At 38.6% G+C, this 12,187-nt stretch carries 20 protein-coding genes and 3 pseudogenes; 18 read left to right on the top strand and 5 right to left on the bottom strand.

The window, feature by feature from the left end; genetic code table 11:
• The first annotated feature begins 500 nt into the window (after positions 1-500).
• Positions 501-713, top strand: coding sequence for a hypothetical protein (locus QW060_RS19465; protein WP_290364961.1), 213 nt, complete (start codon positions 501-503; stop codon positions 711-713).
• Positions 682-1,200 (top strand): cupin domain-containing protein, encoded by a 519-nt coding sequence (locus QW060_RS19460; RefSeq protein ID WP_290364960.1) that lies wholly within the window; start codon positions 682-684, stop codon positions 1,198-1,200. Before QW060_RS19465 ends, QW060_RS19460 begins: the two co-directional genes overlap by 32 nt.
• On the opposite strand, the gene QW060_RS19455 is transcribed toward QW060_RS19460, so the two are convergent.
• On the bottom strand, positions 1,117-1,380 hold the full coding sequence (locus tag QW060_RS19455) for a hypothetical protein (RefSeq protein ID WP_290364959.1): 264 nt from the start codon (positions 1,378-1,380) through the stop codon (positions 1,117-1,119). The genes QW060_RS19460 and QW060_RS19455 overlap by 84 nt on opposite strands.
• A 7-nt stretch (positions 1,381-1,387) precedes the next feature.
• Between QW060_RS19455 and QW060_RS19450 the strand changes: the two genes are divergently transcribed.
• Positions 1,388-1,924 (top strand): PKD-like domain-containing protein, encoded by a 537-nt coding sequence (locus tag QW060_RS19450; protein ID WP_290364958.1) that lies wholly within the window; start codon positions 1,388-1,390, stop codon positions 1,922-1,924.
• Here the strand turns inward: QW060_RS19450 and QW060_RS19445 are convergent.
• Positions 1,833-2,069, bottom strand: coding sequence for a hypothetical protein (locus QW060_RS19445; RefSeq protein ID WP_290364957.1), 237 nt, complete (start codon positions 2,067-2,069; stop codon positions 1,833-1,835). The two genes, QW060_RS19450 and QW060_RS19445, sit on opposite strands and share 92 nt — an antisense overlap.
• 164 nt (positions 2,070-2,233) lie before the next feature.
• Here QW060_RS19445 and QW060_RS19440 point away from each other — a divergent pair, with 164 nt between their 5' ends.
• On the top strand, positions 2,234-2,356 hold the full coding sequence (locus QW060_RS19440; RefSeq protein ID WP_290364956.1) for a hypothetical protein: 123 nt from the start codon (positions 2,234-2,236) through the stop codon (positions 2,354-2,356).
• Here the strand turns inward: QW060_RS19440 and QW060_RS19435 are convergent.
• Both QW060_RS19435 and QW060_RS19430 read right to left on the bottom strand, forming a co-directional pair.
• Entirely contained in the window at positions 2,342-2,605 is a 264-nt protein-coding gene (locus tag QW060_RS19435; RefSeq protein WP_290364955.1) for a hypothetical protein, read from the bottom strand. The genes QW060_RS19440 and QW060_RS19435 overlap by 15 nt on opposite strands.
• Complete coding sequence (locus tag QW060_RS19430) at positions 2,602-2,739, bottom strand: hypothetical protein (RefSeq protein ID WP_290364954.1); 138 nt, start codon at positions 2,737-2,739, stop codon at positions 2,602-2,604. Before QW060_RS19430 ends, QW060_RS19435 begins: the two co-directional genes overlap by 4 nt.
• Here QW060_RS19430 and QW060_RS19425 point away from each other — a divergent pair.
• From QW060_RS19425 to QW060_RS19400, 6 genes and pseudogenes are all read left to right on the top strand, one after another.
• Positions 2,702-3,652 carry an HYR-like domain-containing protein gene (locus QW060_RS19425; protein ID WP_290364953.1) on the top strand — a complete coding sequence of 317 codons (951 nt, stop codon included), beginning with the start codon at positions 2,702-2,704 and terminating at the stop codon, positions 3,650-3,652. The genes QW060_RS19430 and QW060_RS19425 overlap by 38 nt on opposite strands.
• Before the next feature lie 13 nt (positions 3,653-3,665).
• On the top strand, positions 3,666-4,247 hold the full coding sequence (locus QW060_RS19420; protein WP_290364952.1) for a hypothetical protein: 582 nt from the start codon (positions 3,666-3,668) through the stop codon (positions 4,245-4,247).
• Complete coding sequence (locus QW060_RS19415; protein WP_290364951.1) at positions 4,159-4,827, top strand: gliding motility-associated C-terminal domain-containing protein; 669 nt, start codon at positions 4,159-4,161, stop codon at positions 4,825-4,827. Before QW060_RS19420 ends, QW060_RS19415 begins: the two co-directional genes overlap by 89 nt.
• Positions 4,828-4,842: 15 nt before the next feature.
• Positions 4,843-5,774 (top strand): annotated as a pseudogene (locus QW060_RS19410) (PorP/SprF family type IX secretion system membrane protein).
• Between the two features lie 11 nt (positions 5,775-5,785).
• Positions 5,786-7,108 (top strand): tetratricopeptide repeat protein, encoded by a 1,323-nt coding sequence (locus QW060_RS19405; RefSeq protein WP_290364950.1) that lies wholly within the window; start codon positions 5,786-5,788, stop codon positions 7,106-7,108.
• A complete protein-coding gene (locus QW060_RS19400; protein WP_290364949.1) occupies positions 7,075-7,476 on the top strand; it encodes a hypothetical protein in 402 nt (133 codons plus the stop codon). Before QW060_RS19405 ends, QW060_RS19400 begins: the two co-directional genes overlap by 34 nt.
• Before the next feature lie 56 nt (positions 7,477-7,532).
• Here the strand turns inward: QW060_RS19400 and QW060_RS19395 are convergent, their stop codons facing one another.
• Positions 7,533-7,658 (bottom strand): hypothetical protein, encoded by a 126-nt coding sequence (locus QW060_RS19395; protein WP_290364948.1) that lies wholly within the window; start codon positions 7,656-7,658, stop codon positions 7,533-7,535.
• 517 nt (positions 7,659-8,175) lie between these two features.
• Here QW060_RS19395 and QW060_RS19390 point away from each other — a divergent pair.
• The 8 genes and pseudogenes from QW060_RS19390 to QW060_RS19360 all read left to right on the top strand — a co-directional run.
• Positions 8,176-8,505, top strand: coding sequence for a transposase (locus tag QW060_RS19390; protein ID WP_317623206.1), 330 nt, complete (start codon positions 8,176-8,178; stop codon positions 8,503-8,505).
• Between the two features lie 100 nt (positions 8,506-8,605).
• Positions 8,606-8,830: a hypothetical protein gene (locus QW060_RS19385; RefSeq protein WP_290364947.1), complete on the top strand. Its 225-nt coding sequence runs from the start codon at positions 8,606-8,608 to the stop codon at positions 8,828-8,830.
• Positions 8,794-8,943, top strand: a complete 150-nt coding sequence (locus QW060_RS28575) for a helix-turn-helix domain-containing protein (RefSeq protein ID WP_397386107.1) — start codon at positions 8,794-8,796, stop codon at positions 8,941-8,943. The genes QW060_RS19385 and QW060_RS28575 overlap by 37 nt, the downstream gene beginning before the upstream one ends.
• Positions 8,944-9,129: 186 nt before the next feature.
• Positions 9,130-9,937: pseudogene (locus tag QW060_RS19380) on the top strand (NYN domain-containing protein).
• Between the two features lie 328 nt (positions 9,938-10,265).
• Positions 10,266-11,126, top strand: a complete 861-nt coding sequence (locus QW060_RS19375; RefSeq protein WP_290364945.1) for a hypothetical protein — start codon at positions 10,266-10,268, stop codon at positions 11,124-11,126.
• A gap of 60 nt (positions 11,127-11,186) precedes the next feature.
• A complete protein-coding gene (locus QW060_RS19370) occupies positions 11,187-11,474 on the top strand; it encodes a hypothetical protein (protein WP_290364944.1) in 288 nt (95 codons plus the stop codon).
• 8 nt (positions 11,475-11,482) lie between these two features.
• On the top strand, positions 11,483-11,773 hold the full coding sequence (locus QW060_RS19365) for a hypothetical protein (protein WP_290364943.1): 291 nt from the start codon (positions 11,483-11,485) through the stop codon (positions 11,771-11,773).
• Positions 11,749-12,187 (top strand): annotated as a pseudogene (locus tag QW060_RS19360) (aromatic amino acid lyase); the annotation flags it as partial. The gene QW060_RS19365 and the pseudogene QW060_RS19360, both read left to right, overlap by 25 nt.

Here is a 12,187-nt window from a genome sequence, read left to right as displayed (position 1 = left end):
AGGAATTACAAATGAGATAGGACTGACGTTTCGGTTACAATTACATCGGTTAGCGGACCTTCATCCATCTATAAGACTATTGACGGGACAGGCAGTCTCTTTTCTACTTACTTTTTAGGATTAGGAGATGATTTGTTACAAGGAAATTATACGATCAAAGTAAAAGATTCGGGCTGTTTTGAAGAGGACTTTACAATCTCGTTAGTTAGTTATATTTCTGATATTGCTCTGCAGAATGTGACTTATACACCAGATACACAAATTTGTGACCGTTACGTAATCAGCGGTGAAATCAAAATCAGTGCTGTGGGAAGAAGGTTGGGTTTAATTCGGATGCTATACTTGAAGCTTATGGTTCTGGTGCGGCTTATCCCAGATTAGTATCAGGTCCTCAGGGATTAGGTTATTTTTATGCAAATGGTGTTTCTGGAAAATGGTTTAATATCTGGGGGCAAGATATTCTTCCGTTTACTTTCACAGCAAATATTTCAGGTGATTATGTGTTGGCTATAAGTCCGAAAGAAGGGTTCAATACATTTGTCACATCTGAAGATATTATGGAAAATACCCTTACGGTTCCTATTACCGTTTCTTCTGACTTTCCAATAGTTGATCTATCTAAATCAGGTGGTGCTGTTTGTGGTGGATCGACAACAGGCGATTTATATATCAAGGTAGACAATGCAACAGGGCCTGTTACCTATTTTCTTTAAAAAAAGTACTGATGCCCATTTTCCTGCTACTGGACAGAGTAGTCCAGTTTTCACAGGGCTTTCTGAAGGAAGCTATCAGGTCAAGATCGTTACAAGGTGTTACCAGATAATCCAGCCATTTGTAATGGCAAACCAATCTGCAAACAATATTATTGTTGGTGAAAGAGAACTGTGTAAAGGTGATACATTAGATCTAAGCCCTTTACCCGTAGGTCCTCTGAAAAGTATTGAATGGAAATTTCCAGACGGAACTACTACTACGGATTATAATTTATTGCGTAATAATATGACAGCAGCAGACAACGGTACCTACTCAATAAAAATGGAAACGCTTTCGGGATGTGTCTTTACGCAAACTGTAAATGTGACTGTATACGAACCTGATGTGATAACGGATAGCAATTCATATGTTTTTTGTGTAGATGAAGCAATCCAGATCAATTTCAATTGCAGTGATCCTGCAACCACCTATTTTATGGACGAATGATAACACAGCCGGAGGTATAGCTGCTTCGGGCAGTGGTTCTATTTTTGTTCCACAAGCAATAAACCATACTTCGTCAACAATAATTTCGAATATAAGAGGTTGTTCCTGTTTTAAACGGATGTGAAGGAATGGCTGTAGACATACAGGTGAAAATTTTTGCCCGAGGTGATGTAGCACCATTCAAGATATGATTGTATGTGATGGAGATACTGTTCCGGAAATACTTTTAAAGCCTTCCAATGCACCGGATGGTACAGGGTACTTTGTTTCAAATAGCAATCCCTCTATCGGATTGAGTGATTATTTTCAGGTTACAGATGATAAAATAGCCTCTTTTGTCGCTTTAAATGATACCAATACTGTAAAAACAGCTGTACTTACCATACAACCCTATGTAATCGGTGAAGGTTGTGGTGGGGCTTCTTATAGTTTCACCATAACAGTAAAACCTAAAGCAGTCACCACTGATATAATAGTAAACGATGAAACAATATGTAAAGGAGAAGATGTCATCCTTAATGCGCTGTCTAATTTACAAAATCCGGTATTTAAATGGTATAGTGATCCCGACCTTACAACAGAATTATTTGTTGGGGTCTCTTATCAGGTAATGCCTGCAGTAACCACTAATATTACGTTACAGTCAGCAATAATGATTTTTGTGAAAATAGCCCAAATAATGCTAAGGAAATTACGGTTACCGTTCGTGAAAAACCAACAGTAACCAATATTACGACAGCTTGTTCAACAGTAACTAATACGTACACAGTAGCGTTTGAAGTAAATGGAATACCCCCTTTCATAATATCAGGTACTGGCTCTCCGGGTTCATGGTCAGGAAATAAATGGACTTCATCACCAATTAACAATGGAACGGAGTATGATTTTCAACTTACTGAGACTAATGGATGTGATCCTATATTCATAAAAGGAAATGCTCCCGATTGTTGTGAACTTAGTATCAGCTGTCTTCCTTCGGTAACGGTAAGCTGTGGAACGGATTATTCTCCTGTAGTAACGGGATATCCGACTATTGACTCCTCATGCGGCGGTACAACCATCAGTTATATTGATGAAGGTTTTGTCGGAGGTTGTTCTTCGTATACAGGAACATTTAAAAGACAGTTTACAGTTGAAGATGCTAATGGTAATATAGCTGTTTGTTTTCAGCAAATAACGTTGAAGACACCATAGCACCTGTTTTTGCAGAATTACTTCCTGCAGATATTAGGGTTAGTTGTGATGCGATTCCATCAGCAGCTGTATTGACTGCTACAGATGAGTGTGGTTCGGCAACTGTCATGTTTAAAGAAGAACGTACGATGGTTCCTGTTCCGGAAATTACATCCTTACACGAACCTGGACCGCAACGGATGAGTGTGGCAACAGCACACAGCATGTTCAAATAATTACTGTTGAAGACACCACAGCACCTGTTTTTGCAGAATTACTTCCCGCAGATATTACGGTTAGTTGTGATGCGATTCCACCAGTAGCTGTATTGACAGCTACAGACGATTGTGGTTCGGCAACTGTCATGTTTAAAGAAGAACGTACCGATGGTTCCTGTTCCGGAACTTATATCCTTACGCGAACCTGGATCGCCACAGATGAGTGTGGCAACAGCACACAGCATGTTCAAATAATTAGTTTTGAAGACACCACAGCACCTTTCTTTGCAGAATTACTTCCTGCAGATATTAGGGTTAGTTGTGATGCGATTCCTTCAGCAGCTGTATTGACTGCTACAGATGATTGCGGTTCGGCAACTGTTATGTTCAAAGAAGAACGTACCGATGGTTCCTGTTCCGGAAATTATACCCTTACACGAACCTGGACCGCTACAGATGATTGCAGCAACAGCACACAGCATATTCAGATCATAACAGTACAAGATACCACAGCACCTTTCTTTGCAGAATTACTTCCTGCAGATATTACGGTTAGTTGTGATTCCATTCCTTCAGCAGCTGTATTGACAGCTACAGATGATTGTGGTTCGGCAACTGTCATGTTCAAAGAAGAACGTACCGATGGTTCCTGTTCCGGAAATTACATCCTTACACGAACCTGGACCGCAACAGATGAGTGTGGCAACAGCACACAGCACGTTCAAATAATTAGTGTTGAAGACACTACAGCACCTGTTTTTGCAGAATCACTTCCCGCAGATATTACGGTTAGTTGTGATTCCGTTCCTTCAGCAGCTGTATTGACTGCTACAGATGATTGCGGTTTGGCAACTGTTATGTTTAAAGAAGAACGTACCGATGGTTCCTGTTCCGGAAATTACATCCTTACACGAACTTGGACCGCTACAGATGATTGCAGCAACAGCACACAGCATATTCAGATCATAACAGTACAAGATACCACAGCACCTTTCTTTGCAGAATTACTTCCTGCAGATATTACGGTTAGTTGTGATGCGATTCACCAGCAGCTGTATTAACGGCTACAGATGATTGTGGTTTGACAACTGTCATGTTCAAGAAGAACGTACCGATGGTTCCTGTTCCGGAAATTACATCCTTACGCGAACCTGGACCGCCACAGATGATTGCGGCAACAGCACACAACATGTTCAGATCATCACCGTTGAAGATACCACAGCACCTGAATTTACAGGTGAATTACCGACAGATATAGTTCTTGATGTGGAAGAGAGCATACCTGCTCCGGCTGTATTGATTGCTACAGATGATTGTGGTTCGGCAACTGTCATGTTCAAAGAAGAACGTACCGATGGTTCCTGTTCCGGAAATTATATCCTTACGCGAACCTGGACTGCTACAGATGATTGCGGCAACAGTACAGAGCATGTTCAGGTTATAATAGTAGAAGATACTAAAGGGCCTGAATTTATAGAAGAATTACCAACAGATATGGTACTGGAATGCGGAGATACTATCCCTGAACCGTTAGTATTAACAACAAAGGATAAAATAAAATCAGCTGATGTTGTTTTTAAGAAAAGCGCATCGATGGATCGTGTCCGGGAAACTATGTTCTTATACGAACTGGACCGCTACGGACAACTGTGGTAATGAAACCATACATCAGCAAACAATTACTATCAGGGATACGATAAATCCTGAGTTCATAGGAAATCTTCCTGAAGATGCTTATATGACCTGTGATCAGTTACAGGATTTACCAACAAACATTGATGCTACAGATGGTTGTGGTACTGTCAGTATTGTATATACCGAAGAAGAAATTTCCGGTGATTGTTCTGCTCATTATACACTTCTGAGAACCTGGACTGCTACTGACACATGTGGAAATAGTACATCTTATACCCAACGGATAGAGATCGCATGTAAGGTAGAAGTTTTTAATGCTGTTTCAGCAGACGGGGATGGTATTAATGATGTCTTAGAGATACAAGGAATAGAGTGCTACCCTGACAATTCGGTAGAAATTTTCAATCGTTGGGGAGAATTGGTATATGCAACTAAAAACTATAATTCAAAAGGAAATGTTTTTTCCGGCTATTCAAATAAAAAAGAAAATAAACTGGTATCGGGTACCTATTATTACATTATTCGTTATGAATTTAATTCCGGTAACGGAAATATAACTCCTGTTGAACAATCTGGTTTTATTCATTTACAAACTAATTAAACCGAAATAAACATCATGAAAAAAGTAACAATCAACCTACATCTTTCGCTCTTGTTAGGCTTGCTTTCCCTGAGCGGATTCGCGCAACAAGACCCACAGTTTACCCATTATATGTACAATACCACCAACATCAACCCTGCCTATGCCGGCAGCCGTGGTTCTTTGAGTATGTTTGGTCTGCACCGCAGCCAATGGGTAGGCCTTGACGGAGCTCCTACACCAATGCTTTTTCTGTAAACACCCCTTTACAGAACTCTAAACTGGGACTTGGAGTCTCTTTTATCAACGATAAAATCGGAGTGATGAGTGAAAACACTCTTGCAGTAGATTTGTCTTACACCCTTGATTTGGCCGGTCGCAACAACAACAAATTGTCTTTCGGTATCAAAGGATCAGCCAATCTGTTGGATGTAAGCTACAGCAAACTGAACCTTCACAATCCTACCGATCCGCAGTTTTCAGAAGACATCGCCAATGAGTTTACTCCCAACATCGGAGCGGGTATCTATTACCACAACGACAAAAGTTATCTGGGATTCTCGGTACCGAACTTTTTGGAAACCAAACGCTATAATGACAATGTGCAATCTACCATGCGTACCAAAATGCACTATTATCTGATGGGAGGTTATGTATTTGACCTTAATCCGGGCTTGAAATTCAAACCAGCCTTTCTGGTAAAAGCAGTTGAAGGAGCTCCTGTACAGGTAGACCTTACTGCGAATTTCCTGATTCAGGACAAGCTGACCCTTGGAGCCGCCTACCGTTGGGATGCTGCCTTTAGTGGCCTCATAGGTTTTCAGGTTACCGATGGTCTTATGGTGGGGTATTCCTATGATGGAGAAACGACCAAACTGGCCAATTACAATTCAGGTTCCCATGAGATTTTTCTGCGTTTTGAACTGTTTAACAAATACAAACGAATCGTATCACCTCGATTCTTCTAAAGCGATCTTCTATGAAAAATATCTATAAAACGTTATCGCTTTGTCTCTTTGGTCTTCTGAGTCCGGTTGTTCTGGCTCAGCCCGGAGTAAAGAGAGCAGCGAAGGACTTTGATCAGTATGCGTATATTGATGCGATCAAAATCTATGAAAAAGTAGTCAAACGCGGTCACAGCAGTGCTCAAATCTATAGTGAACTGGGAGATGCGAACTATTTCAATGGTAACTATAATGAAGCAGCCCGCTGGTATGGCGAACTGTTTTCTCAGTATCCGGATCAGGTTACTCAGAGTGCTTACTATTACCGTTATGCGCAGAGTTTAAAGAGTACGGGAGCGGATGCATCAGCAGAGCAGTATCTGGAGCAGTTTGTTCAAAAAGCGGGAAGTGAATCAACGTCTGCCGCTTTAATTCAAAAAGAGCGGGACTACAAAAAGGGCATTGAGAAAAACTCCGGCCGCTATACGATTGAAAACCTTTCCATCAACAGTCCTTATTCCGATTATGGAAGCAGTATTCACAATGGAAAGCTGCTTTTTACCACGGCAAGAGATACGGGAAGTTTGTCTAAAAAAGTACACAGTTGGACGGATAAGACATTTACAAGTATTTACAAAGCAGAGGTTGATACTGACGGATCTGTGACAGATGCCACTCGTTTTGACAAAGGCATCTGCAGCAAGTTCAATGAAGCGACACCTGTGGTTACCAAAGACGGGAAAACGATGTATTTTACCCGTAACAACTACAATGGTAAACGCGGATATGATGAGCATAAAACCACCTTACTGAAAATCTATAAAGCTACCTTTAGAGATGGTAAATGGGGTGATGTAGAAGAACTGCCTTTTAACAGTGATGCGTTCAACACGGCACATCCGGTGCTTAACGATAAAGAAGACATGATGTATTTTGCATCTGATCGTCCCGGAGGATTCGGAGCGTCTGATATCTGGCGTATTGCGCTGCACCCGAACGGTACTTTTGGCGGTCCTGAAAACTTAGGTGCTCATATCAATACCGAAGGCAGAGAGAATTTTCCTTTTGTAACAGCGAACGATGAACTGTACTTCAGCAGTGACGGTCGTCCCGGACTTGGAGGACTGGATGTGTTTGGAGTAAAAATCAAAGACGGCGGAGCATTTGGAGAAGTGATGAATGTAGGAAACCCGGTCAACAGTGCGTACGATGATTTTGCTTATATGATAGAGCAGAAGAGTCAGAAAGGTTTTTTCAGCAGCAACCGTCCGGAGGTAAGGGCAGTGATGATATCTATGGCTTTACACAGACACGAGCACTGGAATTGGACTGTACCCAGCAACTCAGAGTACGGGTGATGGATGCAGCTACACAAGAAGTGATCACAACGGCTCTTGTGGACTTATACAGCAGTACATATAAGGAATATGGCAGCAGCACGGGATATGAAAATGGATTATATGGATTTACTCATAAATTTGAATGTGGCATGCCGTATCGTATAAAAGCGGCAGCCAAAGGATATCTTACCAAAGAAGAGTTGGTGGTATTACCACAAACTTCATCTGAGACGGTACACACCATTGCCTTGTCAAAAGAGAAAGTAAAAGTAGAAAAAGAGGATGATTTGTTTAAAATTTCAAATTTAACCCGATCTATTTTGATCTGGATAAACACGATATCCGTCCGGATGCAGCCACAGAACTTGCCAAGATTGTGGAAGTAATGAAAGAATATCCTCAGATGAAAATTGATGTGCGTTTACAAACTGTTTTTCTGACACTACGTGGTGAACATAAAATGATAAATGGGAAACTGTAATAAACCTCTTGTCAATTTAAGTATACAATTCTTGTAGCTTAAAAACCTTGCCACAGCAATGGAAATGTTCTCTATGAAGGTCTCCATTACTTTTAACTTCATGACAATTTGCTTTCAGTTTTTACTTAAAGTAAAAATAGAACAGTCTTAGAGAATAATTATACAGTTAATTATGGATCCCAAGGAAGAAAATAATTTCTCTAAACTTGATTATGTCTTTTAGTGCTGTTTTTATGTCTTTTAATAGTGATATTCAAAAACGTATTGAAGTTATATTTGTATACATATATTTTATCAAAGATCAAAAATGATTAATGAAATATATAAGATAACTGCTTATGCAGGTATAGAAAGATAATGGCGCATCTTTCTATGAATAGAGAATATAAAGCTAACTACACATATATAACATTTATTTAAAGAAAAAGAAAAATTGTTAGAAGTTCAAAAAACGTATTAGATAAGACAATAACATATTCACATTCTTTAAAAAAAATAGTTCAGAAGAACTCAAAGGTGAGTTCATTTAAGAAAATTTATTAATTGAGCAGTAAAAATCCAATCATTTTTATATAAAGATAGATGCTGCTGCCTTAAATTCAGAATGAATATGTTTTTAAAAGATATACATATTGGTAAACTATTGAAAAAGCGGGTAGAGGAGTTAAAGATCGAACCTGCAAGGATATCTCATTTTCTTAATTGTTCAGAAGAAGAGATTTATGAAATGTATCAGCAGGAATCACTCCCTACACACCTGTTGTTGCGATGGTCAAAATTATTGGAATATGATTTTTTCCGGCTGTATAGTGGGCATTTAGTATTATATGCTCCAAATCGAGGAGCAAATAGCCAGTCTAAAAACAATAAAAAGCGCTTTACCACATTTCAGAAAAAATATTTATACAAAAGAGATTATTTACTTTATTATTGAACAGATCTCCAAAGGAAAAAAGACAAAAAAGAAGTAATGGAAGATTATAAAATTCCAAAGAATACTTTATACCGATGGTTACATAAGCATACCAGTACTAATGCCGATCAAAAGTAAACCCGATTATAACAGAATATATAAAGACCTTGTTGAATCATGGTTTCCTGAACAAAAAGAAGAATTAGTGTCTTTGATTTCAGTAGATATTACAACCAGTCTTGATGTGATACAGGTCAATAATAAGTTGTTCAATAAAAATCGAAAGACACGCAGAATTATAATCAAAAACTGCGTTCGTATGATATACCGAGTATCATTAGAATAGTAGGGTATCAGCAAGAAAATTTCCTTACGATAAAAGAAATATCAGAATTGTTTGGTGTAAGCAGAAACACGGTAGCGAAATGGAAAGATAAAGTAACTGGTTCTGTTCTTTAAATAAACCGTTTAAACAATCTGGAATATTCAGGTGTAGATATTAGTTATCATTGATTTCACATAGAATTGATTAAAAAATAACTATTGTAAAGTAGATCTGACTGAAAAAATGAGTAAATTTAAACAACTCATCAACTGTGTGTTGTATGATGGAATAGTAACTAATCAATAAAGTCGTTACGAAATATGAATGAAGGAAAATTTAATATTGCAATTCTTATAGATGGTGATAATGCACAGGCAAAACTCATAAAAGATATTATAGCGGAAGTTTCTTAATATGGAAAAGCAACAGTACGCAGGTTTATGGTGACTGGACAAACCAGCACATGAACAGTTGGAAAGAAATTGTCAACAATATTCCATCAACCCTATTCAGAAATTTTCTTATACTTCAGGCAAAAATTCAACCGATAGTTCTTTGATTATTGATGCAATGGATATTCTACATGGCAAAAGTGTAGATGGTTTTTGTATTGTTTCCAGTGATAGTGATTATACGGGACTCGCCAAAAGAATAAGAGAAGAAGGTTTGTTTGTAATGGGTATTGGCAGAAGTACCACTCCTATAGCATTTGTAAATTCCTGTGAAATATTCACTTTTACAGAAAACCTCGTTTCTGATAATGAAGACGATGACAATGATATTTCGGGACTCTTCGGTAAAGAAAAAGAGAATACAGCTGATAAATCGGATAGAGAAATCAGAAAAAATATGGTTGTGCAGAAAGAAAAAGACGCCTCATTGCCAAAGAAATTTCCTAAGATAGATATTACACTTATTGATAAAGCGTTTGATATTGCTACCAATGATGAAGATGAAACAACCTACATTGCCAAAGTGGGATTATCGCTGCGGAAAATGGATCCGAGTTTTGATGCGAGAACCTATGGTTTCAAAAATCTTACCCAATTATTTGAGAGCCTTAAAAAATACGAGGTCATCAAAAATGAAGTTAATGGATTAAACCATCCTATGGTAAAATTAAAATAAGGGTATCAATACAGAATTGATTTTCTGTCACTGAAATGATATTCAGTATCATCTAACAATTGATACTAAACTGTGCATAAAAAAGGACTTTCTATAGAAAGTCCTTTTTTATTATTTATACTTGAAATATTTGATAATTACGTTTTATTTGTCTGATCTTAAATTTCTTACCCATCTTATCTTCTGTGGTCGATGTAAAAAACAACAATTTTGTGACATAAAATAACAAAACCATTCTTTTTTTTGCGATTTATCTGTAAAATAGTTGGTAGATATGTTTTTTTATGCTTATCATTGAGAAAAAAAATAACCTTATAATTAATTGTTTATGAGAATACTACATTATTTATCACTACTATGTGTTCTGATTTTGTTACAGTCTTGTCTGCAGGACGATCTGCGTACTCCGGTAGTGCGCGAAGCCACACAAGAAGATCCTTTAAACGCCCAAACCCTGATAATGGATCAGACAACTCTTGAAGAAAGATATGCAGGCAATACAAGTTTAGAACATTTGTTTGAAAAAGATTTTAAAAAAGCAGTATCTTCCCTTAGCGCGGCTAAAGGCGGAAGCAACCGAACGGCTACACTTGACCTGGAACATATTCAGGTACTGGAAGCAGATAAAGTGCATGTGATTACGTATCGGGTACAGGTAACCGATGAAAAAGAACCCGAGTCAAAAGCCGTTTATAATCTGGTGTATTATTCCACCGACCGTAAGGAGTATTATGTAACCCTGTTGAAATATGATTTTTCAAGAATTTCAATAGAGCAGTATCTCAAAAAACCGACGGCTGAGGTTCTGTACCTGTATCCGTTGGAAGAAGACAGAGATACAGACAAGAATATTCAATATGCGATATCGTCAGTAAGTCCTATTTTCGTTTATGAAATAATACCACCCGGCGATTGTATGAAAGAAGTAAGCGTAGCGGGTACACCTTGTAAAGGTTCTGGAAATCCAAAACACGAATATGGAGACAACTCCTGTAGTATGACAGGTAACAAACGCGCCACACCGGGTTATACGTATATGGATTTTTCAGATTGTGGTAAGAATTCGGTGGTGGTTCCGGAGGTGGAGGTTATCCGGGTGGCGGAGGCGGAGGCGGTTCCACACCGGGTCCGGGCAGTCCCGGCGGACCACCGGCTGCAGGAGGGGGCAATCCGCCTATTTCGGTGGTAAAAACCCATCAAAAACATCGGAGGTCTGGTAAAATCAAAAATCCTTATCGGACAGGTAAATATGGGCTCCGGTAATACCAATGCAAAAGTATTAAAAGCCGTATCTTCATTTTTAAAACAAGACATACAAACGCTGTATGGCAGAATGAACGATACCAGAGAATCGGGTTTTGCCTATCAATTTGATATTATAAACGGAAGTTATACTTATAATGTATTGGGTGGAAGGTTAATACTTACAAGTCCTAACTATACCAACCGCAAAATAGAATTAGGCAATGTTTCGGGGAGGTTTAGTGGAACAGTACACGTTCATACGATAATCTCGGAGTTACTGCTACTGAAATAGCAACACCTTTGTTCTCTCCTGCGGATCTTGGAGGCGTATTTAAATTTACGAATAAATCCGTAGAAGATCCTTTTCGCCAACCGGCAGAAGCCTTTGTCGGAGTTGTCAATAGGTACGGCATGTATATGGTGATGCTGCCCAATGATGTGACTTCAGAGCAGATAGTCAACTGGTGCGCAAATGAGCCGATCACTTATACAGCGGTACCAATAAAGAAGAGGTATTTTAAGAAAAAGTACAGGAATATTATTCCATTCGCTGTATTCCTCAGATATTGGGACCTATTTCCGATACCATAGAAAATGTTGGTACCATTCTTGAAAATGAAATCAACTCTGCCAATGACAACCCAATCATTGATGTTGCAACACAGCAGGTATACCATGGTGGTAATTTTCACGGAGATTATGTTGCACTGGAAATGGATAAACTGAAACTGGTGATTACAAAACTGAGCATGCTGGCAGAGCGTCAGCTCAATTATTTGCTCAATGCCAAATAAATGAACTATTACCTCCGTTTGTTAATTTAGGAAAACTCGGATTTAATTTTGGAATGCAGGGAGTACAGTTTACTGCTACTTCTACTACAGCAGAAAAATCAGGCATTATCCACTTCCATGTATGTACACAGCATACCGAATAACAACGACAATCAGGATATTGTAAGCATGGGTACCAATGCAGCCCTTATGTGCAGTAAAGTAATAGAAA

The organism is Paenimyroides ceti, from assembly GCF_030409925.1.
The sequence above is the reverse complement of the archived record's forward strand: the minus strand, read 5'-3'. Positions and strand labels throughout refer to the sequence as shown.